At 43.6% G+C, this 23063-nt stretch carries 27 protein-coding genes, 2 pseudogenes and 1 riboswitch; of the genes and pseudogenes, 25 read left to right on the top strand and 4 right to left on the bottom strand.

Features of this window, described 5'->3' with window-relative positions:
• Positions 1-8 precede the first annotated feature (8 nt).
• From spoVAC to lysA, 6 genes are all read left to right on the top strand, one after another.
• Positions 9-461: a stage V sporulation protein AC gene (spoVAC, locus tag Q5C82_RS12480; RefSeq protein ID WP_003223947.1), complete on the top strand. Its 453-nt coding sequence runs from the start codon at positions 9-11 to the stop codon at positions 459-461.
• A 12-nt stretch (positions 462-473) separates the two neighbouring features.
• The gene (gene spoVAD, locus Q5C82_RS12485; RefSeq protein ID WP_003223944.1) at positions 474-1490 is read left to right on the top strand and encodes a stage V sporulation protein AD; all 1017 of its coding nucleotides are present in this window, start codon (positions 474-476) and stop codon (positions 1488-1490) included.
• Position 1491: 1 nt separating this feature from the next.
• Positions 1492-1842 (top strand): stage V sporulation protein AE, encoded by a 351-nt coding sequence (gene spoVAE, locus Q5C82_RS12490; RefSeq protein WP_003223941.1) that lies wholly within the window; start codon positions 1492-1494, stop codon positions 1840-1842.
• A gap of 7 nt (positions 1843-1849) precedes the next feature.
• Positions 1850-2467 carry a stage V sporulation protein SpoVABEA gene (gene spoVAEA, locus Q5C82_RS12495; RefSeq protein WP_003223939.1) on the top strand — a complete coding sequence of 206 codons (618 nt, stop codon included), beginning with the start codon at positions 1850-1852 and terminating at the stop codon, positions 2465-2467.
• Positions 2412-3893, top strand: a complete 1482-nt coding sequence (spoVAF, locus tag Q5C82_RS12500) for a spore germination protein SpoVAF (RefSeq protein WP_003223937.1) — start codon at positions 2412-2414, stop codon at positions 3891-3893. The genes spoVAEA and spoVAF overlap by 56 nt, the downstream gene beginning before the upstream one ends.
• Positions 3894-3999: 106 nt before the next feature.
• Entirely contained in the window at positions 4000-5319 is a 1320-nt protein-coding gene (gene lysA / locus Q5C82_RS12505; protein WP_003223935.1) for a diaminopimelate decarboxylase, read from the top strand.
• Positions 5320-5348: 29 nt separating this feature from the next.
• Here lysA and Q5C82_RS12510 read toward each other — a convergent pair whose 3' ends face one another.
• Positions 5349-6221 (bottom strand): DUF1002 domain-containing protein, encoded by an 873-nt coding sequence (locus tag Q5C82_RS12510; RefSeq protein WP_003223933.1) that lies wholly within the window; start codon positions 6219-6221, stop codon positions 5349-5351.
• A 256-nt stretch (positions 6222-6477) separates the two neighbouring features.
• Between Q5C82_RS12510 and Q5C82_RS12515 the strand changes: the two genes are divergently transcribed.
• Positions 6478-6909, top strand: a complete 432-nt coding sequence (locus Q5C82_RS12515; RefSeq protein WP_003223931.1) for a peptidylprolyl isomerase — start codon at positions 6478-6480, stop codon at positions 6907-6909.
• 173 nt (positions 6910-7082) lie between these two features.
• On the opposite strand, the pseudogene Q5C82_RS12520 reads toward Q5C82_RS12515, so the two are convergent.
• Positions 7083-7221 (bottom strand): annotated as a pseudogene (locus Q5C82_RS12520) (spore germination protein); the annotation flags it as partial.
• Between the two features lie 221 nt (positions 7222-7442).
• Between Q5C82_RS12520 and Q5C82_RS12525 the strand changes: the two are divergent.
• Positions 7443-7649 carry a zinc ribbon domain-containing protein gene (locus tag Q5C82_RS12525; protein ID WP_003223929.1) on the top strand — a complete coding sequence of 69 codons (207 nt, stop codon included), beginning with the start codon at positions 7443-7445 and terminating at the stop codon, positions 7647-7649.
• On the opposite strand, the pseudogene Q5C82_RS12530 reads toward Q5C82_RS12525, so the two are convergent.
• Positions 7592-7784 (bottom strand): annotated as a pseudogene (locus Q5C82_RS12530) (hypothetical protein). The gene Q5C82_RS12525 and the pseudogene Q5C82_RS12530 overlap by 58 nt on opposite strands.
• A 375-nt stretch (positions 7785-8159) precedes the next feature.
• Here Q5C82_RS12530 and sipS point away from each other — a divergent pair.
• The 7 genes from sipS to ribT all read left to right on the top strand — a co-directional run bounded on the left by sipS (position 8160) and on the right by ribT (position 13629).
• Positions 8160-8714, top strand: coding sequence for a signal peptidase I sipS (sipS, locus tag Q5C82_RS12535; RefSeq protein WP_003223924.1), 555 nt, complete (start codon positions 8160-8162; stop codon positions 8712-8714).
• Between the two features lie 236 nt (positions 8715-8950).
• Positions 8951-9295, top strand: coding sequence for a hypothetical protein (locus tag Q5C82_RS12540; RefSeq protein WP_003223922.1), 345 nt, complete (start codon positions 8951-8953; stop codon positions 9293-9295).
• Between the two features lie 120 nt (positions 9296-9415).
• Positions 9416-9560, top strand: a riboswitch (FMN riboswitch).
• Between the two features lie 130 nt (positions 9561-9690).
• Positions 9691-10776 carry a bifunctional diaminohydroxyphosphoribosylaminopyrimidine deaminase/5-amino-6-(5-phosphoribosylamino)uracil reductase RibD gene (ribD, locus tag Q5C82_RS12545; protein ID WP_003223921.1) on the top strand — a complete coding sequence of 362 codons (1086 nt, stop codon included), beginning with the start codon at positions 9691-9693 and terminating at the stop codon, positions 10774-10776.
• Positions 10777-10786: 10 nt separating this feature from the next.
• Positions 10787-11434 carry a riboflavin synthase subunit alpha gene (ribE, locus tag Q5C82_RS12550; RefSeq protein ID WP_003223919.1) on the top strand — a complete coding sequence of 216 codons (648 nt, stop codon included), beginning with the start codon at positions 10787-10789 and terminating at the stop codon, positions 11432-11434.
• 14 nt (positions 11435-11448) lie between these two features.
• Positions 11449-12645, top strand: coding sequence for a bifunctional 3,4-dihydroxy-2-butanone-4-phosphate synthase/GTP cyclohydrolase II (locus Q5C82_RS12555; RefSeq protein ID WP_003223917.1), 1197 nt, complete (start codon positions 11449-11451; stop codon positions 12643-12645).
• A gap of 32 nt (positions 12646-12677) precedes the next feature.
• Positions 12678-13142: a 6,7-dimethyl-8-ribityllumazine synthase gene (gene ribH / locus Q5C82_RS12560; RefSeq protein ID WP_003223915.1), complete on the top strand. Its 465-nt coding sequence runs from the start codon at positions 12678-12680 to the stop codon at positions 13140-13142.
• Positions 13143-13254: 112 nt separating this feature from the next.
• A complete protein-coding gene (gene ribT, locus Q5C82_RS12565) occupies positions 13255-13629 on the top strand; it encodes a GNAT family N-acetyltransferase RibT (RefSeq protein ID WP_003223910.1) in 375 nt (124 codons plus the stop codon).
• A gap of 13 nt (positions 13630-13642) precedes the next feature.
• Here ribT and Q5C82_RS12570 read toward each other — a convergent pair whose 3' ends face one another.
• Positions 13643-14167 (bottom strand): DUF309 domain-containing protein, encoded by a 525-nt coding sequence (locus Q5C82_RS12570; RefSeq protein ID WP_003223908.1) that lies wholly within the window; start codon positions 14165-14167, stop codon positions 13643-13645.
• 276 nt (positions 14168-14443) lie between these two features.
• Between Q5C82_RS12570 and scpA the strand changes: the two genes are divergently transcribed.
• The 10 genes from scpA to resC all read left to right on the top strand — a co-directional run bounded on the left by scpA (position 14444) and on the right by resC (position 23048).
• A complete protein-coding gene (gene scpA / locus Q5C82_RS12575) occupies positions 14444-15199 on the top strand; it encodes a segregation/condensation protein A (protein ID WP_032727417.1) in 756 nt (251 codons plus the stop codon).
• The gene (scpB, locus tag Q5C82_RS12580) at positions 15189-15782 is read left to right on the top strand and encodes an SMC-Scp complex subunit ScpB (protein WP_003223904.1); all 594 of its coding nucleotides are present in this window, start codon (positions 15189-15191) and stop codon (positions 15780-15782) included. Before scpA ends, scpB begins: the two co-directional genes overlap by 11 nt.
• 54 nt (positions 15783-15836) lie before the next feature.
• Positions 15837-16376, top strand: a complete 540-nt coding sequence (locus tag Q5C82_RS12585; RefSeq protein ID WP_003223903.1) for a YpuI family protein — start codon at positions 15837-15839, stop codon at positions 16374-16376.
• A gap of 124 nt (positions 16377-16500) precedes the next feature.
• The gene (gene dacB, locus Q5C82_RS12590) at positions 16501-17649 is read left to right on the top strand and encodes a D-alanyl-D-alanine carboxypeptidase DacB (RefSeq protein WP_003223900.1); all 1149 of its coding nucleotides are present in this window, start codon (positions 16501-16503) and stop codon (positions 17647-17649) included.
• The gene (gene spmA, locus Q5C82_RS12595) at positions 17637-18227 is read left to right on the top strand and encodes a spore maturation protein SpmA (protein WP_003223898.1); all 591 of its coding nucleotides are present in this window, start codon (positions 17637-17639) and stop codon (positions 18225-18227) included. Before dacB ends, spmA begins: the two co-directional genes overlap by 13 nt.
• Positions 18228-18231: 4 nt before the next feature.
• Positions 18232-18768 (top strand): spore maturation protein SpmB, encoded by a 537-nt coding sequence (spmB, locus tag Q5C82_RS12600; protein ID WP_003223896.1) that lies wholly within the window; start codon positions 18232-18234, stop codon positions 18766-18768.
• A 91-nt stretch (positions 18769-18859) separates the two neighbouring features.
• The gene (gene rluB / locus Q5C82_RS12605; RefSeq protein ID WP_003223894.1) at positions 18860-19594 is read left to right on the top strand and encodes a 23S rRNA pseudouridine(2605) synthase RluB; all 735 of its coding nucleotides are present in this window, start codon (positions 18860-18862) and stop codon (positions 19592-19594) included.
• 94 nt (positions 19595-19688) lie between these two features.
• Positions 19689-20228, top strand: a complete 540-nt coding sequence (gene resA / locus Q5C82_RS12610; RefSeq protein WP_003223892.1) for a thiol-disulfide oxidoreductase ResA — start codon at positions 19689-19691, stop codon at positions 20226-20228.
• Positions 20225-21853, top strand: a complete 1629-nt coding sequence (gene resB, locus Q5C82_RS12615) for a cytochrome c biogenesis protein ResB (RefSeq protein WP_003223890.1) — start codon at positions 20225-20227, stop codon at positions 21851-21853. The genes resA and resB overlap by 4 nt, the downstream gene beginning before the upstream one ends.
• A gap of 19 nt (positions 21854-21872) precedes the next feature.
• Positions 21873-23048: a cytochrome c biogenesis protein ResC gene (gene resC / locus Q5C82_RS12620; RefSeq protein WP_003223889.1), complete on the top strand. Its 1176-nt coding sequence runs from the start codon at positions 21873-21875 to the stop codon at positions 23046-23048.
• The last annotated feature ends 15 nt before the right edge of the window (positions 23049-23063 follow it).

Genomic DNA, 23063 nt, shown 5'->3' on the forward strand with positions numbered 1-23063 from the left:
GTTTCAAGATGACAAACATAAAGGAAAACTACAAATCAAAAGTAAAAACATATCAGCCTAAGCCGCCTTACGTCTGGAACTGTGTAAAAGCCTTTCTGGTAGGCGGTCTGATCTGTGCGATCGGGCAAGGTCTGCAGAATTTTTATATCCATTTTTTTGATTTTAATGAAAAAACAGCAGGTAATCCAACGGCGGCAACACTGATATTAATTTCAGCCCTGCTGACCGGGTTCGGTATCTATGACAGAATCGGACAGTTTGCAGGCGCCGGTTCAGCCGTGCCGGTCACAGGTTTTGCCAACAGTATGGCAAGCGCGGCTCTTGAATATAAAAGCGAAGGGTTAGTTCTTGGAGTAGCGACAAACATGTTTAAACTGGCGGGAAATGTCATTGTTTTCGGAGTTGTGGCTGCTTACATCGTCGGAATGATTCGGTTTGCTTTTGAGAAACTGATGTCATAGGAGGAGAAGAAAATGAAATTAACAGGAAAGCAAACCTGGGTATTTGAACATCCCTTATTTGTCAACTCGGCGGGAACGGCAACCGGACCAAAGGAAAAAGACGGGCCGCTCGGCTCTTTATTTGATAAAACCTATGACGAGATGCACTGTAATCAAAAAAGCTGGGAAATGGCTGAACGCCAGCTGATGGAAGATGCTATTAGTTCAGCGCTTCAAAAAAATAATCTGACAAAAGATGATATTGATCTATTGCTGGCAGGCGACTTGCTGAACCAAAACGTGACGGCCAACTATGTGGCAAGACACTTGAACATTCCGTTTCTTTGTATGTTTGGCGCCTGTTCAACATCAATGGAAACAGTGGCTGTCGCATCTGCCTTAGTTGACGGCGGGTTTGCCAAGAGGGCGCTCGCTGCCACCAGCAGTCATAATGCCACAGCGGAAAGACAGTTTCGCTATCCTACGGAATACGGAGGCCAAAAACCGGACACTGCCACCTCTACTGTCACCGGAAGCGGAGCAGTTGTCATCAGTCAGACACCGGGTGATATCCAAATCACAAGCGCGACTGTCGGAAAGGTTTCTGACTTAGGAATTACAGATCCGTTTGATATGGGATCGGCCATGGCTCCGGCTGCAGCTGATACGATTAAGCAGCACTTTAAAGATCTCAACAGAACTGCGGATGACTACGATCTCATCCTGACAGGTGACCTGTCAGGCGTCGGATCTCCCATCGTAAAAGACATCTTAAAAGAAGATGGCTATCCGGTCGGCACAAAGCATGATGATTGCGGGCTTCTGATTTACACTCCGGATCAGCAGGTCTTTGCGGGAGGAAGCGGTTGCGCTTGTTCAGCGGTTGTCACCTACTCTCACATTTTTAAGCAGCTGAGAGAAGGAAAATTAAACCGTGTATTTGTCGTGGCGACCGGGGCGCTGTTAAGCCCGACGATGATCCAGCAAAAAGAATCCATCCCGACCATCGCCCACGGGGTTGTATTTGAGCGTGCAGGAGGTGCATCTTAACATGGACTACCTTTTGGCTTTTGTATGCGGCGGGGCCATTTGTATCGTCGGCCAGCTACTCTTGGATATTTTTAAATTGACGCCAGCCCACGTCATGACATCATTTGTTGTGATCGGCGCGATCTTAGATGGTTTCGGCATTTACGATAAATTTATTGAATTTGCCGGAGGCGGCGCCACCGTTCCGATCGTCAGCTTCGGCCACAGTCTTCTGCACGGCGCCATGCACCAGGCGCATATACACGGATTTATCGGAATCGGAATGGGGATTTTTGAGCTGACCTCTGCCGGTATCTCAGCCGCCATTCTCTTCGCCTTTCTTGTAGCTGTTATTTTCAAACCGAAAGGATAATGCTGACATGACGATAAAACGCAAGGTCATACTGGTAACAGACGGAGATGTGTATGCCGCTAAAACAATTGAATACGCCGCAAGCCAAGTGGGAGGGCGATGTATTTCACAATCGAAAGGCAACCCTTCCATCCGGAGCGGCGCGGAGCTTGTCAAGCTGATCACCTCCGCACCGTATGATCCTGTCTTTGTCATGTTTGACGACTCTGGCCTTCAAGGAGAGGGTCCGGGAGAATCCGCTCTAACCTATGTTGCCACCCATCCATCAATTGAAGTGCTCGGAGTGATTGCGGTCGCGTCCAAAACCCATCAGGCTGAATGGACCAGGGTTGACGTAAGCATTGACCGCAATGGAGAAATAACAGAATACGGCGTGGATAAAGTCGGTGAAAGGGAATTTGATGAACACAGAATGAGCGGAGATACAGTCTATTGCCTTGATAAACTTGATCTCCCGCTTATTGTCGGTATCGGGGATATCGGCAAAATGGGCAGAAAAGACGATATCTCAAAAGGGTCGCCAATCACCATGAAAGCGGTCGAGTTTATTTTAGAAAGGAGCGGGTATCATGCCGGATCACAAGGAAGAGAAAATTCGGGTCTATCGAGATCCAGCAAAAAATGAAGCGTATTTTAAAAATCGGGTCGGAATGGGAACTAGCTATGATGTGGGGGTTCGCAAGCTTAATATCTTAGACAAGGAAATACAGCTTTACTATCTGAATGGATTATCCGACACCGCTTATATCATTCATTTAATGAGAGAACTTGTTTTCATTAACAATCGGGATGAGGATCCAGATCGTCTGGTTGATATTGTCGAAAACAGGCTTCTTAATGCCCAGGTTGAAAAAGTAAAAACGCTGGATGAAACAACTGACCAAGTGCTGTCCGGACTAGTTGCAGTCATTGTTGAAGGCGCAGGCTTCGCATTTATTATTGATGTCAGAAGCTATCCGGGCAGAAATCCGGAGGAACCTGATACAGAAAAGGTGGTCAGGGGAGCCAGAGACGGATTTGTTGAAAATATTGTCGTCAATACGGCTCTTCTCAGACGGCGGATCAGGGACGAACGTCTTCGCATCAAGATGACAAAGGTCGGCGAGCGATCAAAAACGGATCTTAGCATCTGTTATATTGAAGATATTGCAGATCCTGATCTTGTTGACATCGTGGAAAAAGAAATTGCTGCCATTGATGTTGACGGATTAACAATGGCAGACAAAACAGTAGAGGAATTTATCATTAAACAAAGCTACAACCCGTATCCGCTCGTCCGCTATACAGAAAGGCCGGATGTAGCGGCTAATCATGTACTTGAAGGCCATGTCATCATTATGGTTGATACATCACCGAGTGTGATTATCACCCCGACGACTTTGTTCCACCATGTCCAGCATGCTGAAGAATACAGACAGGCGCCTGCAGTCGGCACTTTTTTAAGATGGGTAAGATTCTTCGGTATCATTGCATCCACTATATTTCTTCCGATCTGGTTTCTCTTTGTCCTGCAGCCGGACCTGCTTCCTGAGAATATGGAATTTATTGGTTTGAATAAGAATACGCATATCCCGATCATCCTGCAGATATTCTTAGCTGATTTAGGGATCGAGTTTCTCAGAATGGCCGCCATTCATACCCCGACAGCTTTATCCACAGCGATGGGTATCATTGCCGCTGTGCTGATCGGACAAATCGCCATTGAGGTCGGCCTGTTTTCGCCAGAGGTTATTCTATACGTTTCACTTGCAGCGATTGGAACCTTTGCCACGCCTAGTTATGAATTAAGTTTGGCAAACAAAATGGGCCGTCTCACTCTCATGATACTTGTTGCTATATTTCATGTAAAAGGGCTCGTTATCGGATTTACAGTGTTAATTATTGCCATGGCCAGCATCAAATCTCTTCAGACACCCTACTTGTGGCCGCTGATTCCCTTTAACGGCAAGGCGCTGTGGCAGGTGCTGATCCGTACAGCAAAACCTGGCGCAAAAGTAAGACCCAGTATCGTTCACCCAAGAAATCGCTTAAGACAGCCTACCAATTCATAATCGCATTGAAACTGCCTGAAGAGTATGATAATGTATGTCTTAATTATGAAGGGACAGTCCATAAGGCTGTCCTTTTCACCCATAAGCGGAGAAAGAGGGAATGACATTGTTCTTACATGGCACAAGCAGACAAAATCAACATGGGCATTTAGAAATCGGAGGTGTGGACGCTCTTTATTTAGCAGAAAAATATGGCACTCCTCTTTACGTATATGATGTGGCTTTAATACGTGAGCGTGCTAAAAGCTTTAAGCAGGCATTTATTACTGCAGGGCTGAAAGCACAGGTGGCATATGCGAGCAAAGCGTTCTCATCAGTTGCAATGATTCAGCTGGCTGAGGAAGAGGGACTTTCTTTAGATGTCGTGTCCGGGGGAGAGCTTTATACAGCTGTTGCCGCAGGCTTTCCGGCAGAACGCATTCACTTTCATGGAAATAACAAGGGCAGAGAAGAACTGCGGATGGCACTTGAGCATCGCATCGGCTGCATTGTGGTGGATAATTTCTATGAAATTTCGCTTTTGGAAGACCTATGTGAAGAAACGGGACACTCTATCGATGTTCTTCTTCGGATCACGCCCGGAGTAGAGGCGCATACGCATGATTACATTACAACTGGTCAGGAAGATTCAAAGTTCGGTTTCGACCTTCATAACGGACAAACTGAACGGGCGATTGAGCAAGTATTACAATCAGAACACATTCAGCTGCTCGGTGTCCATTGCCATATCGGTTCGCAAATTTTTGATACCGCCGGGTTTGTGTTAGCCGCGGAAAAAATTTTCAAAAAGCTGGACGAGTGGAGAGAATCATATTCGTTTGTATCCAAGGTGTTGAATCTTGGAGGAGGTTTTGGCATCCGCTATACGGAAGACGATGAACCGCTTCACGCAACTGAATACGTTGAAAAAATTATCGAAGCTGTGAAAGAAAATGCTGCCCGTTACGGTTTTAACATTCCGGAAATTTGGATCGAACCGGGACGTTCTCTCGTGGGAGATGCGGGTACAACCCTTTATACGGTTGGCTCTCAAAAAGAAGTGCCGGGCGTCCGCCAGTATGTGGCTGTAGACGGAGGCATGAACGACAATATTCGTCCTGCCCTTTATCAGGCTAAGTATGAAGCTGCGACAGCCAACCGTATCGGAGAAGCGCATGACAAAACGGTTTCTATTGCCGGAAAGTGCTGTGAAAGCGGCGATATGCTGATTTGGGATATTGACCTGCCGGAAGTAAAAGAAGGCGATCTTCTTGCTGTTTTTTGTACAGGCGCTTACGGATACAGCATGGCCAACAATTACAATCGAATTCCGAGACCTGCTGTTGTATTTGTAGAAAATGGCGAGGATCATTTAGTCGTGAAGCGAGAAACATACGAGGATATTGTGAAACTTGACCTGCCCTTTAAAACGAGTGTAAAGCAATAAAAAAGCGCCGATTTCTCGGCGCTCTTTTATTATTTGAATATAGAAACAATCGCATTCCAGATAGATACGAAGAAATCAATAACTTTCTGGATAAAGTTTTTGCCCTCATCTGATTCTATGAATTTCGTAATCTTATCTTTCGCTTTATCAAGCTGGTCACCGACCTGTCCCCAGTCGATGTCAACATTTTTCATTTTATTAAATAGGGAGACAAGCTGATCCTTTTGGCTGTCTGTAAGTGTAACATTTAAATCAGAAGCTGCATCATCCACTTGTTTCTCAATGTCAGCTTTATTGTCAGGCACACCGTTTTTAGCAAACTCTTCTTTGATTTTTGCAATCAGCGCAGCCGCATTTTCGTTACCGATTTTGTCTCCAAGCTCTGATGTCGTAACAAGCTCTTGGTTGGCTACTTGCTTAACATCCTCCGAAATCGCTTCATCAGAAGAAACTTCATACGCCTTAATCAATCCAGTTAAAGCCGCAGTCCCGGATACTTCAAACGGTGCTGTAATATACACCTTCGCATCTTTAACACCGGCTGTCATCAGAGCATTTAGGTACATTTCATCTGTAATGCCGCTGATATTATGTGTTTCAACATTCAGTCCAGAGCCTTTTTTAGCAATGGTTATCGATGATGAAGAAATCGCTCTTGATCCGATTTGAGCGCTCGATATATATTTACCTAAATATTCATGTTCTTCCTTATTGGTCACAGTTACCGTTGTGGCATTATCAGGGACATTCATTTCATCAAGCACTTTTTGTTTGTCTGATTCTGACAAATCAGCACCAAGTGTTACAATGACATCTCCAACTGCGGCATCCGCGAGACTGACTTTCGGAACCATCAGCAGCAAAACGGCCGCTGCCAGCATTCCAATCCATATTTTTTTCAAAGCAGTTTGACCTCCTTCAATTTCACAAGCAGCTGGATAGAGCTGCTTTGCGAGGATCTGAATCATGATGAAAATACAGTTCCGTTAGGTTAGACGGAGATAAAGAGATCCAGGTTTCATTTTTATTTTTTGTAAAGCCGGGAGATTCGTTTTCCCCCGAAAGGTGTGGTATAATAGCCGCGACAAGGAGAGACAGGCTATAACCTATCATACATAATCTCCTTTGAAAATTAAAATAAAGAAAGTAGGCATACAATTGAAAACAGGTTACTTTTTATTAGAAGATGGTAACAAAATTGAATTTGAACTTTATCCTGAAGCTGCACCAGGTACTGTCGCAAACTTTGAAAAGCTTGCGAACGAGGGCTTTTATGACGGGCTTACATTCCACCGAGTGATTCCAGGCTTCGTGAGCCAAGGCGGCTGCCCTCACGGAACTGGCACAGGCGGTCCGGGATACACAATCAAATGTGAAACAGAAGGAAACCCGCATACACATGAAGCGGGCGCACTTTCTATGGCACACGCTGGAAAAGACACTGGCGGCAGCCAATTTTTCATTGTTCATGAGCCGCAGCCTCATTTGAACGGTGTTCACACTGTATTCGGAAAAGTAACAAGCGGACTAGAATTCGCGAAAAACATGTCTAACGGCGACGTCATGAAAGAAGTTCGTGTAGAAGGCTAATAGGCAGACGAAAAGCTTCCTCGTATCGGGGGAGCTTTTTTATTTAAAAAAATAAACCAATAAAAACCCCCCCTAGTGTTGGAGGCGGTAAATAAACAGGCATTTATTAGATTAAAGTGAGACATTGTGGCGGGTGTTTCCTCGTCTTTTCGCTTGATGATGATATGAGATGAAAATGTTTTGGTCACGTTCTGATCAGTTAATTGATGGTTAATCATTTTAGCTTGGGCTTACAAAGTTATTTTCAATGACAATTCCCGTATTCAAGCCGCCTGAACCAAACACAGATTTAGCTAGAGTCGATAAGCGCAAACTCTTATTGGTAAAAACATTTATCTTTGATTCTTTAAGCATTGCATCTTTTTAGCCAGTCATGGGTATTCGTTCAAATTCAAGCTGGCAAAATCGGCTTATAATGTGGATTTCATATGTAAAATTAAGAAAACTTTAAAGTTACATGGTTCATGGAAAATGGGATTTTGTAGTAAAATGAATCAAAACAAACGTGATGTTATGAAAAGGAGCTTGGCGTTATGAACAACAAAGGCTGTATAAAATGCGGAAGTACTGAAGCGGGACAAAAAGAAATAGCCACAACCGGCACGGGATTATCAAAGTTATTTGACGTGCAGCACAATCGTTTTCTTGTGGTGTACTGTAAGAATTGCGGATATTCAGAGTTTTATAATAAAGAATCTTCAACAGCCGGCAATATATTGGATTTGTTTTTTGGAGGCTGATCCATGTATTCGAGCTTCAATGATTTTAAGCATATCATGAAAGCAAAACGGGATGCCGTTTATGTCACCTGTGAAATAGGCTGCCGCAAACATTCCAATAACCTTCATGGCGTGAATCACTTTGTCAAGCACCATGGGTAGAGAACAGACTGCCCGTAACCTCTTGACTTATATACTATCTAAAGATTTAGCATACGAGTACTCTCTTTCTTCTGAGCCCATCGCTTCTGAACTATGCGATTATTTCTTTCGTTATTTTTAATGATCCTGTGTATGATACGAATGCTGATATTGACGTTCAGCCCGGTTATGTTGAACTAAGCAGCTGGAGTCCAATTTCCAAGCGATATTTGATGCAGGACTGGTTGTGATCGACAAGAAAAAGATAGCATGATTTGGGTAGAAAATGAAGATTAACAGATTGTAAAATCACTTCAATGGTCCTGATGGGATTTCTTTTTGATTCGTGATAACATAAATTGAAGATCGTTGTTTATTGGAGGAAATCAGTTGAAATCAGAAAATGTTTCGAAGAAAAAAACAATGTTAGAATGGGCAAAAGCAATTGTAATTGCTGTCGTTCTCGCTTTGCTCATCCGCCATTTTATTTTTGCGCCGTATGTCGTTGATGGAGAGTCAATGGAGCCTACCCTTCATAACCATGAAAGAGTATTTGTCAATATGACAGTCAAGTACATAGGTGAGTTTAAGAGAGGGGATATCATCGTGCTAAACGGGGATGATGTTCACTATGTTAAGCGGATGATCGGCTTGCCCGGTGATACAGTCGAAATGAAAAACGACCAGCTTTATATCAATGGAAAAAAAGTGGCTGAGCCTTATTTGAAGGCATATAAAAAGAAAGCCAAAAATGAAGGTTTTGACAATTTAACCGATGATTTCGGCCCGATCAAAGTGCCTGATGACAAGTATTTTGTGATGGGTGACAACCGGCGGAACTCAATGGACAGCCGAAACGGGCTTGGCCTCTTCACGAAAAAACAAATTGCGGGCAAGTCTAAGTTTGTTTTCTACCCGTTTAACGACATGCGCAAAACAAATTAGGATCAAGCAGTTTCCTGAACAGGAGGCTGCTTTTTTTATTTCTTTTTTCGTTCATCCCCCTAAACCAGAACATAAATTCGTATAACTATAGAAAAGAATTTTTTGCAGAAATGTGAAACATATTCCCGTTATGCATCGTTATATTAATAATTTACGAGAATTTACGGTTTTTTATTCATGAAAAAAAGGAATAACTCATATGAATGAATAGATTCATATTGGCTGGAGGTTTAAAAATGGGAAGAATAAAAACCAAGATTACCATTCTGTTAGTGCTTTTGCTTTTACTTGCAGGCGGTTATATGTACATAAATGATGTTGAGCTGAAGGATGTTCCGACAGCAATTGGACAAACCTTGTCCTCGGAAGAAGAGGAATACACCATCCAGGAATATAAAGTGACGGAAATTGACGGCTCAGAGTATCATGGAGAAGCAGAAAACGGTACGAAAATCATCTTCAACGGAAAAAAATTAAATCAGGATTTGTCTGATATAAAAGAAGGCGACAAGATTAAGGCATACTTCAGCAAATCAAAGCGGATCGATGGATTAATCAAGGTTGCCAAAGTGAATGATTAACAAAACATCACCTTTCAGATCGAAGGGTGATGTTTTGTTTTTCTCAAATTGTAAGTTTATTTCATTGCGTACTTTAAAAAGGATCGCTATAATAGCCAATAAGGACAAATGAATAAAGATTGTATCCTTCGGGGCAGGGTGGAAATCCCGACCGGCGGTAGTAAAGCGAATTCGCTTTAGAGCCCGTGACCCGTGTGCATAAGCGCGCGGTGGATTCAGTTTAAGCTGAAGCCGACAGTGAAAGTCTGGATGGGAGAAGGATGATGTGCCGCTATGCAATTGTATCAAAAATGCATAGTGTTATTTCCTATTGCGTAAAATACCTAAAGCCCCGGATTTTTCATAAATTCGGGGCCTTTTTTGACGGTAAATAACAAAAGAGGGGAGGGAAACAAATGGAAGAGTATTATATGAAGCTGGCATTAGATCTTGCGAAGCAGGGCGAAGGACAGACCGAATCTAATCCGCTTGTCGGCGCTGTAGTGGTAAAGGACGGACAAATTGTCGGAATGGGCGCCCATTTAAAATATGGCGAAGCACATGCAGAAGTTCATGCCATCCATATGGCCGGATCCCATGCAAAGGGTGCGGATATTTACGTTACACTCGAACCGTGCAGCCATTACGGAAAAACACCGCCATGTGCAGAACTGATTATCAACTCTGGCATCAAAAGAGTGTTCGTGGCGATGAGAGATCCTAACCCGCTTGTGGCTGGAAGAGGGATCAGCATGATTGAAAAAGCCGGTATTGAAGTAAAGGAAGGCATCCTAGCTGACCAGGCGGAGAAGCTGAATGAAAAATTTCTGCACTTCATGAGGACAGGTCTCCCTTACGTCACACTAAAAGCTGCTGCAAGCCTTGATGGAAAGACAGCTACCAGCACGGGCGACAGCAAATGGATCACGTCAGAGGCTGCAAGACAGGATGCTCAGCAATACAGGAAAACACACCAAAGCATTTTAGTCGGAGTTGGCACTGTAATAGCTGACAATCCGAGTTTAACTTGCAGGCTGCCGGATGTGACAAAGCAGCCGGTTCGGGTGATACTTGATACCGCACTCTCGATTCCTGAGGACACTCAAGTAATTTGCGATCAAGCAGCGCCGACATGGATTTTTACAACAGCGCGTGCAGACGAAGAAAAGAAAAAACGGCTTTCAGCTTTCGGTGTGAACATATTTACGCTTGAAACTGAGCGCATTCAAGTTCCCGATGTTTTGAAAATCCTTGCGGAAGAAGGCGTTATGTCGGTGTACGTGGAAGGCGGTTCGGCTGTTCACGGAAGCTTTGTCAAAGAAGGCTGTTTTCAAGAAATCATCTTCTATTTTGCCCCTAAACTAATCGGAGGAACGCATTCTCCCAGCTTAATCTCCGGTGAAGGTTTTCAATCAATGAAAGATGTCCCCTTATTACAATTCACTGATATAACCCAAATCGGCCGTGATATCAAACTGACGGCAAAACCGATAAACGAGTAGGATGGTGACCATGTTTACAGGAATTATTGAAGAAACAGGCACAATCGAATCCATGAAAAAAGCAGGGCATTCAATGGCCTTAACAATCAAATGCTCAAAGATTTTAGAGGATGTTCATCTGGGCGATAGCATTGCAGTGAACGGCATTTGTCTGACTGTCACTGATTTTACAAAAAATCAATTCACAGTGGATGTTATGCCCGAAACAGTCAAAGCTACGTCACTAAATGATTTATCAAAAGGAAGCAAAGTAAATCTGGAAAGAGCGATGGCGGCAAACGGCCGTTTCGGAGGCCATTTCGTCTCAGGCCATGTCGACGGAACTGCTGAAATTACACGAATTGAAGAGAGAAGCAACGCTGTTTACTATGATGTAAAGATGGACCCTTCTTTAACAAAAACACTGGTCTTAAAGGGATCAATTACCGTGGACGGCGTGAGCTTAACCATTTTCGGGCTGACAGAAGACACAGTGACAATTTCTTTAATACCGCATACGATCAGCGAAACGACTTTTTCAGAAAAAACGATCGGCTCTAAAGTGAATATCGAATGCGATATGATCGGAAAATATATGTATCGATTTTTGCATAAAGCCAATGAAAATAAGACCCAACAAACCATAACAAAAGCCTTCTTAAGCGAAAACGGCTTTTAGAGAGGAAGATTTGCATGTTTCATCCGATAGAGGAAGCACTAGACGCTTTAAAAAAAGGCGAAGTCATCATAGTTGTAGATGATGAAGACAGAGAAAATGAAGGAGACTTCGTGGCTCTTGCCGAGCATGCAACTCCAGAAGTCATTAACTTTATGGCGACACACGGAAGAGGGCTGATTTGCACGCCGCTCAGTGAGGAAATCGCAGACAAGCTTGATCTTCACCCTATGGTTGAGCATAATACAGATTCTCATCATACTGCATTTACGGTAAGCATTGACCACCGTAAAACGAAAACGGGTATCAGCGCTCAAGAAAGATCCTTTACCGTTCAAGCATTGCTGGACAGTAAATCCGTGCCGTCTGATTTTCAGCGTCCCGGGCACATTTTTCCGCTGATTGCGAAAAAAGGAGGTGTCCTGAAAAGAGCGGGTCATACAGAAGCTGCTGTTGATCTTGCCGAAGCCTGCGGATCTCAAGGAGCAGGCGTCATTTGTGAAATTATGAATGAAGACGGAACGATGGCGAGAGTGCCTGAGCTCATTGAAATTGCGAAAAAGCATCAATTAAAAATGATCACCATTAAAGATTTGATTCAATACCGATACAATCTAACAACACTTGTCGAGCGTGAAGTCGACATTACGCTGCCTACTGATTTTGGCACATTCAAGGTTTACGGATATACAAATGAGGTAGACGGAAAAGAGCATGTCGCATTTGTGATGGGAGATGTGCCGTTCGGTGAAGAACCGGTATTGGTCCGGGTGCATTCAGAATGTCTCACAGGTGACGTGTTTGGATCTCATCGCTGTGACTGCGGTCCGCAGCTGCACGCCGCGCTGACGCAAATTGCCGAAGAAGGCCGGGGAGTGCTCTTGTATTTGCGCCAAGAAGGCCGAGGCATCGGTTTAATCAATAAATTAAAAGCTTATAAGCTTCAGGAACAAGGCTATGACACCGTAGAAGCCAATGAGGCGCTTGGATTCTTGCCTGACCTTCGCAACTATGGCATCGGTGCGCAAATGTTACGCGACCTCGGTGTGCGGAATATGAAGCTTTTGACGAATAATCCGCGAAAAATCGCCGGCCTTGAAGGTTATGGGCTCAGCATTTCAGAAAGAGTGCCCCTTCAAATGGAGGCAAAAGAGCATAATAAAAAATATTTGCAAACCAAAATGAACAAACTGGGTCATTTACTTCATTTCTAATCACAAATATCACAAAAAAGGATGGGAATCATATGAATATCATACAAGGAAATTTAGTTGGTACAGGTCTTAAAATCGGAATCGTAGTAGGAAGATTTAATGATTTTATTACAAGCAAGCTCCTGAGCGGTGCGGAAGATGCGTTGCTCAGACACGGCGTAGACACAAATGATATCGATGTGGCTTGGGTGCCAGGCGCATTTGAAATTCCGTTTGCTGCGAAAAAAATGGCGGAAACAAAAAAATATGACGCTATTATTACATTGGGCACTGTCATCAGAGGCGCGACGACACATTACGACTATGTCTGCAATGAAGCTGCAAAAGGCATCGCGCAAGCAGCAAACACTACTGGTGTGCCTGTCATCTTTGGAATTGTGACAACTGAAAACATCGAACAGGCGATCGAGCGTGCCGGCACAAAAGCGGGCAACAAAGGTGTAGATTGTGCTGTTTCTGCCATAGAAATGGCAAATTTAAACCGTTCATTTGAATAATTTGCTGAAAATAGTTTAAAAATATGGCGAAAATGATATAATGTGAGAAAACGGATCACCTATTCGTATCCGTTAATAGCAGACTGGACATTTTGGATATAGAGGGGTTTTTATGTTAATTCGTTATAAAAAATCGTTTGAAAAGATTGCGATGGGACTTCTTTCGTTCATGCCGAATGAAAAAGACCTTAAGCAGCTTCAGCAGACAATTAAGGACTACGAAACGGATACAGACCGCCAGCTCTTTCTTTGGAAAGAGGACGAGGATATCGTCGGAGCAATCGGAGTCGAAAAAAAGGATTCTGAGGTAGAGATCCGGCATATCAGTGTGAATCCTTCTCATCGCCATCAAGGAATCGGAAAACAAATGATGGATGCTTTAAAGCATTTATTCAAAACGCAGGTACTGGTTCCAAATGAATTAACGCAGAGCTTTTTCGAACGTTGTCAAGGTCAGCAGGATCAAGACATTTCATACAATAATTAAGCAGAGGCTGAAGTCAGCCTCTGCTTTTTTTTCTCCGTTCTATTTCTTTTTCACGTTCAAGGATGACGTCAGTCCGATCCCGCAAACGGTGCTTGTCGATAAGAAACGTATCGGTGAGTGTGCTGGGCTGCCCCCATGTGTACTCTTTTTTCTTGCATTCAATTCGGCATGCTTCCTCCAGCTTCTCATCTATGATCGGCAGCATAATGCTTTTATAGGAAGAGCCCGTTTCGATTTGTTCGTAAACCGACTGCATAAGCTCGAGTAAGCGACTATGATCAAGCCCCAAGCCTTCGACCGCTTGTTTTTCTGCTTGAAGAATCCGGATGCTGTTCGCCATCAGTCTTTTTGCCCCGGCTGTATTCTGCCTTCTGTGATGATACAAAGCAACCGCAAGCTGTATAAAGCCGACCCAATAAACTTTTCGATTATTTGGCGGATCTTCCTTCCAATATTCTTCTAATATTTCATGGCATTCAAAATAATCCCGTGTCGCGTGAAATTCAACGAGATAATCGATATAAGCTTTCGGATACAAGATGCTTCCTCCTTTAATCTGTCTTTAGTGTAACACAGGAAGGAGCAAAGGAAAAAAGAACGCTTAGCCCGGTAATGAAAGGGGAACCGCCGCTAAGACTTTTTTTCCGCCTCCTTTGTTATAGTCTGAGCGAACGCCTTTTTTGTTTTGAATATTCTGTACAAATGCTTTAAAACAGGAAATGAAATAGTATTGGACGAGAGCTTTTTGGTGGCTTATACTAAAGGGTAGCCAGTTTATCTGGCAATGAGAGTGATACTTGAAAATGGTGAGATGATGGAAGAATATCAAGTGAAAATTGATACGTTTGAGGGCCCATTGGACCTGCTGCTTCATTTAATCAATCGTCTTGAAATTGACATATATGATATACCTGTGGCGAAGATCACTGAACAATATTTATTATATGTACATACGATGCGTGTGCTTGAGCTCGATATTGCCAGCGAGTATTTGGTCATGGCTGCCACGCTGCTCAGCATTAAAAGCAGAATGCTGCTCCCGAAGCAAGAGGAGGAGCTTTTTGAAGATGAATTACTTGAAGAAGAAGATCCACGGGAAGAATTGATTGAAAAGCTGATCGAGTATAGAAAATATAAAGATGCGGCGAAGGATTTAAAAGAACGGGAAGAAGAAAGACAAAAATCGTTCACAAAACCGCCGAGTGATTTGAGCGAATATGCAAAAGAAGTAAAACAGTCTGAGCAAAAGCTCTCTGTCACGGTCTATGATATGATCGGGGCTTTTCAAAAAGTGCTGAAACGCAAAAAAATAACTAGGCCGATGGAAACAACAATTACCAGACAAGAAATACCAATCGAAGACAGAATGAACGAAATCGTGCACAGCCTGAAATCAAGAGGAACGAGAATCAACTTTATGGACCTGTTTCCGTATGAGCAAAAAGACCATTTGGTTGTGACTTTTTTAGCCGTTCTCGAGCTGATGAAAAATCAGCTGGTTCTCATTGAACAGGAACACAATTTTTCAGATATTTACATTACGGGGAGTGAATCCATTCATGGGGCTTGATATCGTGAATTGGAAAGCTATAGTGGAGGCCCTTCTTTATGCGGCAGGCGATGAAGGGCTCACAAAAAAGCAGCTGTTAACAGTGCTTGAAATCGAGGAGCCAGAACTGAATACCATCATGGCGGATGTAGCGGACGAATACCGCGGGGATACAAGGGGCATTGAACTTATTGAATATGCAGATACGTACATGCTCTCTACCAAAAAAGATTTTGCGCCATACTTGAAAAAACTGATTGAAGTGCCATCAAAGGGCCTTTCTCAAGCATCTTTGGAAGTGTTGGCCATTGTTTCATATAAACAGCCGATTACGAGAGCAGAAATTGAAGAAATCAGAGGTGTAAAATCAGAACGGATTTTACACAGCCTTGTCGCGAAGGCGCTATTGTGTGAAGTCGGACGGGCAGACGGCCCGGGACGGGCTATTTTATACGGCACAACGCCGACTTTTCTTGAACAATTTGGTCTAAAAACGCTGGACGAGCTTCCGCCGCTGCCTGAAAATGCGGAAGAAGACGTTCTTCAAGAAGAAGCAGATTTATTTTTTGAAAACTTTAACCAAACCTTCGAAGATATAAAATAGAAGTTTAATGAATCGCGCTTTTTCATCATCATAAGATATAAGGAAGAAGCTATCATGAAAGAAGCAAAATGTGAGAGACAAAGACATGAGGGGAAGATACCAAACGAAATGGGACATTCGATTGTGCGAGCGCAGACTCAAAAAACAGGCGAATTCTTATCAATGGTTGTCAATACCGTTAACGATTACCTAAATCAAACGACGCTGGAGTCCTTACAGGCTGAATTGCCTACTGAGAAAGGATATTGCTGTGATGTGCTGAGCACTCTGAGAAGAATGACAGTATTTTGTGAAGGAGGCGCAGAAGCGTGCCGCCGTCTCCTGATGCAGGAGCCTTTTCAGGAATCCAGAGCGGAAAAAACACTTTATAATGTGTATCACCAATGCATTGAAGAGTTCTTTATGCCGAAAAAAGACACGTGGTGTGAAAATAGCCGGGCATCTTATACCGGGGTCAGCGCAATTGAGTTTTACCATGCTGTTCCTGCGTCACTTGAGCAATTATTATTGCCGCTGAGCGCAGCCTTTCTGAAGATGAGGGAAGAACTGGCTCATTACGAAGCGTCCGGATCAAGCATGGCGCCAATCAGATAACTTTTACTCTCCCTTTTTCAGGGAGAGTTTTTTTATGTTTGTCTGCAGATACATAATTGTTATTCATAACTGGTGGACATGCGCATAAACTTGTACAAACCACCACAAGGACGTGAGAGCAAACATGCGCATTTTCAAAAAAGCAGTATTCATGGTCATGATTTCTTTTCTGATTGCAAATGTAAATGTGAACACAGCACATGCTGCTATAGATGTCAGTGCAAAAAGCGCGATCGTTATTGACGGAGCGTCAGGCAGAGTGTTATTTGCCAAGGATGAGCATGAAAAAAGGCGGATTGCAAGCATCACAAAAATCATGACGGCTGTTCTCGCTATCGAATCCGGCAAAATGGATGAAACGGTGACGGTTTCGGCAAATGCTGTCAGGACAGAAGGCTCTGCCATTTATTTAACAGAAGGTCAAAAAGTGAAATTAAAAGATCTTGTGTATGGCCTAATGCTGAGATCAGGAAACGACGCCGCTGTCGCAATTGCTGAGCATGTCGGTGGAAGCCTCGATGGATTTGTTTATATGATGAATCAAAAAGCCGAGCAGCTTGGCATGGAGAATACCCGTTTTCAAAACCCGCACGGATTGGACGACCATGAAAATCATTACTCAACAGCTTATGACATGGCCTTATTAACCAAATACGCTATGAAGCTGAAAGACTATCAAAAGATTTCTGGCACGAAAATATACAAAGCAGAAACGATGGAAAGCGTCTGGAAAAACAAAAATAAACTGCTGACTATGCTTTATCGATACAGTACAGGAGGAAAAACAGGATATACAAAACTTGCAAAACGGACACTGGTCTCAACGGCTTCAAAGGACGGCATTGATCTGATAGCCGTCACCATAAATGACCCTGACGATTGGGATGATCATATGAAGATGTTTAACTATGTATTTGATCATTATCAAACCTATTTAATTGCGAAAAAAGGGGACATTCCAAAGCTGAAAGGCACATTTTATGAATCGAAGGCTTTTATCAAACGTGACATCACCTATTTGCTAACCGAAGAGGAAAAAGAAGATGTCAACATTCAAACCACGCTCCTTAAGCCGAAAAAAACATGGGAAAAAGACGCCTCAAAAATTCCCGACATTGTAGGGCATATGAAGATCATGTTCAACGGTGAAACTATCGCAAAAGTGCCGATCTATTATGAAAATGAACGACATCAAAAACCGAAGAAACAATTTTTTGAAACGTTTAAATCAATTTTTTTGAATGCGGCTGGCGGGGCAAAATGGTCAATATAATTTGGGTCAGCTTAACTGTGATCGGACTTGTTTTTGCGATGTGCAACGGAACCCTGCAAGATGTAAATGAAGCCGTATTTAAGGGTGCAAAGGAAGCTGTTACAATTTCATTCGGACTGATGAGCGTACTTGTTTTCTGGCTTGGTTTAATGAAAATAGCCGAGCAGTCAGGGCTTTTGGATATTTTCAGCCGGATGTGCAGGCCTTTTATATCTAAGCTGTTCCCTGATATACCGCCGGATCACCCGGCGATGGGCTACATTTTATCTAATCTCATGGCGAACTTCTTCGGTCTCGGGAATGCAGCAACTCCGCTTGGCATTAAAGCAATGGAGCAAATGAAAAAGCTGAATGGAAACCGACCGGAAGCAAGCCGGTCGATGATTACTTTTTTAGCGGTGAATACGTCCTGCATCACTCTCATTCCGACAACCGTAATCGCTGTCCGAATGGCTTATTCCTCCAAAACGCCGACAGATATCGTCGGACCTAGTATTTTAGCGACACTCATTTCCGGAATTGGCGCCATTATCATTGACCGGTATTTTTACTACCGCCGCAAAAAGAAGGGAAGGTGAGCGGATGGAAATCATCAACTGGCTGTCTTTAGCCATGATTCCGATCATAATTGCCGGAATTCTTCTTTATGGAACTATTAAAAAGGTTCCCACATATGAATCGTTCGTCGAAGGCGGAAAAGAAGGGATTGAAATCGCTTTTTCCATTATCCCCTACTTAGTCGGAATGCTTGTCGCCATAACTGTTTTCAGATCATCAGGCGCGCTTGATTTTATAATGGACCTTTTAAAACCGGTTTTCTCCGCTATCGGCATCCCCGCTGAGGTAGTGCCGCTTGCGCTGATCCGCCCGATCTCCGGTACGGCCGCACTCGGCATGACGACAGATTTAATTGCAGTATACGGACCCGATTCCTTTATCGGCAGGCTGGCTTCGGTCATGCAGGGATCAACAGATACAACGCTTTACGTACTGACTGTGTATTTCGGAGCGGTCGGTATTAAAAAAATGGGTGATGCATTAAAGGTGGGACTTCTTGCTGATTTAATCGGCGTAGTTGCATCTATCATCATCGTTACGTTATTATTTGGGAGCGCCTGAAAACGGCGTTTTTTTTGGATTTGGCATAGGAATTTGAAAAAGCTTGTTTGTTAAGGTTGAAAAAAGTAAGATAATACTTGAGGTGAAAGACATGGAAAGACTGCAAAAAGTGATTGCTCATGCCGGAGTTGCATCGCGCAGAAAGGCAGAAGAGCTGATTAAAGAAGGAAAAGTAAAGGTGAATGGCAAAGTAGTAACAGAGCTTGGTGTAAAGGTTACCGGTTCTGATCAGATTGAGGTAAACGGGTTAAAGGTTGAACGTGAAGAGCCGGTTTACTTTCTCTTATATAAACCAAGAGGCGTTATTTCTGCAGCCCAAGATGACAAAGGGCGCAAAGTCGTGACGGACTTTTTTAAAGAAGTCCCGCAGCGCATTTACCCGATTGGGCGTCTGGATTATGATACGAGCGGTCTTTTGCTTTTAACCAATGACGGCGAGTTTGCCAATAAGCTGATGCATCCTAAGTATGAAATAGACAAAACATACGTGGCGAAGGTAAAAGGCATCCCACCTAAGGAGCTACTCAGAAAGCTGGAGCGCGGCATCAGGCTTGAAGAAGGCAAAACGGCGCCTGCTAAAGCGAAGCTGCTGTCTTTGGATAAGAAAAAGCAAACAAGCATTATTCAGCTGACGATTCATGAAGGACGCAACAGACAGGTGCGCCGCATGTTCGAAGCGATCGGGCATGAGGTAATCAAGCTGAAGCGTGAAGAATACGCGTTTTTAAACCTGCGAGGCTTGCACACGGGAGATGCCAGAGAGCTAACACCGCATGAAGTCAAAAGGCTCAGAGCGCTGGCGGATCACGGTAAAAACGCTTTCTAAATTTCACATAACCTTCAAAAAGTAAGAAATGTGAAATGAACGTGCAATGATATAATTGAATGGATCTGCAATAGGGGGAAGGGGGCAGTGGACAATGAAGAAAAAAAGGCGTTTATTCATTCGGACCGGCATCCTTCTCGTTTTAATCTGTGCACTTGGCTATACCATTTACAACGCTGTATTTGCCGGTAAAGAGAGTATATCCGAAGGGTCCGATGCACCGAATTTTGTCCTTGAAGATACGAATGGGAAACGTATCGAGCTCAGTGACTTAAAGGGGAAAGGTGTTTTTTTGAATTTCTGGGGTACATGGTGTGAACCGTGCAAAAAAGAATTTCCTTATATGGCGAACCAATATAAGCATTTTAAAGACCAAGGTGTTGAAATTGTCGCGGTAAATGTTGGGGAGTCAAAGATAGCAGTACATAATTTTATGAAATCCTACGGAGTCAATTTCCCGGTTGTTCTGGATACAGATCGCCAAGTGCTTGATGCCTATGACGTATCTCCGCTTCCGACAACCTTTTTAATCAATCCGGAAGGAAAAGTTGTCAAGGTGGTGACCGGCACTATGACAGAAAGCATGATACACGACTATATGAATCTGATAAAACCCGGAGAGACTTCGGGATGAAACAAGTCAAATGTGAATGCGGACATGTAAACCCGGTCGGAACCGTTCTATGTGAATCGTGCGGAAGAGCTCTCCAAGAAACTCAGCCTCCGCTTGCTGATATGAGATATGACGGAAGTGCAAGACGTTCACAAACCTATAACAAAACGATCATCGATAAAATTTGGAATTTCTTTTCTTCGGTTAAGGTGGGAATATGGCTTATCGTCATAACCCTTGCCGCATCAGCGTTCGGCACCATTTTTCCCCAAGAAGCTTATTTGCCTCCGGGCGCACAGGCTGATACTTATTACGAAGAGCAGTACGGCACGTTCGGCCAGCTTTATTATTTGCTCGGGTTTCACCATTTATATGGATCTTGGTGGTATTTGCTGCTCATTGCCTCGATCGGCATTTCTCTCGTGATTTGCAGCCTCGACCGGGTCATTCCATTGTACAGAGCGTTAAAAAACCAAGGTGTCAGAAGGAGTCCTGCTTTTTTAAGAAGGCAGCGCTTGTTCAGTGAAACGGATACTGTACTGGACGGGGAAGCAAAAGAAAAGATTGCTGCTCTCTTAAAGAAAAAGCATTATAGAATCAGAGAAAAAGAGGGTAGCATTCTTGCCGAAAAAGGGCGTTTTTCACGCTGGGGCCCGTATGTTAACCACATTGGATTGATTATCTTTCTGATCGGTGCGATGCTGAGATTTGTTCCTGGCATGTACGTCGATGAGACGCTTTGGGTCAGAGAAGGCGAAACTGCAGCAATTCCGGGAACAGACGGAAAATATTATTTGAAAAACAATCAATTCAGCGTAGAGACCTATAACAGCAAAACAGAAAAAAAGGTATTCGCAGATGCCATTGACAGAGTCGGGGACGGGAGAGTAGCAAAGAACTTCCAAACAGATGCCGTACTCTACAAGAGAGAAGGAAAAATTGTTTATGGCGAGAAACCGAACCTGAAAAAAGTAACAGAAGAGGACATACGTGTCAATCAACCGTTGCGTTTTGATTCCTTTTCGGTTTACCAGGTGGATTATAAAGAGAATCAGCTTGATCAAATGGTGTTCCAGCTAATAGACAAAAAAACAAAAAAATCCTTTGGGAGCTTGAAGATCAACCTTCTGGATCCAGATTCGGTTTATGATCTTGGTAACGGTTACAAAGTTGAAATTGCCAGCTACCTGCCAGACTTCTATTTTAATCAGGATGGAGAGCCGAGCACAAAAACAAAAATCCCTAACAACCCGGCTTTTGTCTTTAATATCATAACGCCGGACAAACCGAAGGGTGAAAAAAGCTTTGTTGCCATCCAAGAAACAATCGAAGGCTCCGGCAGCAATAAATACAAGCTGAAATTTGACCATGTCGAAACGAAAAACATTACCGGACTCACAGTCAGAAAGGATTTGACGCTCTGGGTGCTTGCCGTCGGCGGAGCCATTTTTATGATCGGTGTCATTCAAGGTATGTACTGGCAGCACCGAAGAATCTGGCTACACTCGCAGGACGGCACAGTCATGGTGGCGGGGCATACGAATAAAAACTGGTATGGCCTGAAGAAGGATTTAGCCTTTGTACTGGCTGATTCCGGACTGACTGAACCGGAGGACCAAAAAGAATTAATCAAAACAAAGAAATAGGCGAAAAGGGAGTGATGTCATGGCAGAGCTGAGCGGAAATTTTCTTTATGCGGCCTTTCTTGTGTATTTAATCGCTGTCCCGATTTTCGGCGGGGCCATACGCGGAAATAAAGATAAAAAGGGCAAGCCAAACCGATGGGCCAACATTGGAATCACCCTTTCTATTATTGGTTTTCTCTGCCACTTGGGATATTTCATTACAAGGTGGGCTGCCAGCGGCCATGCGCCTGTCAGCAATATGTTTGAATTCACCACTGCCTTTGGCATGATGCTTGTTTTGGCGTTTATTATTCTATATTTTATCTATAGATTGCCTTCGTTGGGCCTGTTTACGCTGTCGATTGCTTTATTGCTGATCGCTTATGCAAGCATGTTTCCGACGGATATCTCACCCTTAATTCCGTCACTGCAGAGCAATTGGCTGTATATTCACGTAACAACAGCCGCGCTTGGGCAAGCTATACTTGCCATCAGCTTTGTCGCAGGAGTCATCTTTCTTTTGAAGCATGTAGACCAGACAAAACCAAGCAAAAAAACGTCTTGGCTTGAAGCGATTATGTTTATCATGGTCACAACTGTCGCCTTTATTGCGATCACATCAGCATTTCGTATTGCAGGCTATGAAGCGGAGTTTAACTGGGTGGATAAAAATAAAGAAAAAAGCGTGATGGTGTACGAAATGCCTGCGCTTGTCGGCCCGCATCAGGGGGAGCTTTTGACCGAGGGAAGAATGGAGCCGCTTGCTGAGCTTCCTGCCCTTTTCTCAGGCAGAAAGGTGAACACAGTCATTTGGTCATTTGGAGCAGGGCTTGTTTTGTATGGCGCGCTTCGTCTGATCATCAGAAAAAGAATCAGCGCTCTGTTACATCCGCTGGTGAAAAACGTCAATCTTGATCTGGTGGATGAAGTTGGGTACAGGGCCGTTTCAATCGGGTTTCCAATCTTTACGCTCGGCGCGCTAATCTTTGCGATGATTTGGGCTCAGCTCGCGTGGACCAGATTTTGGGGCTGGGACCCGAAGGAAGTATGGGCGCTGATCACGTTTTTGTTCTATGCCGCTTACTTGCATTTAAGACTGTCAAGAGGCTGGCACGGTGAGAAGTCAGCATGGCTGGCCGTAATCGGTTTTGCTATTATTATGTTTAATTTAATATTCGTAAATCTAGTGCTTGCCGGACTTCATTCTTATGCATAGTCCTTAGAAAGCGAC

Origin of the sequence: uncultured Bacillus sp. (assembly GCF_958411575.1) — a bacterium.
In the GTDB taxonomy this organism is placed as follows: domain Bacteria; phylum Bacillota; class Bacilli; order Bacillales; family Bacillaceae; genus Bacillus; species Bacillus spizizenii.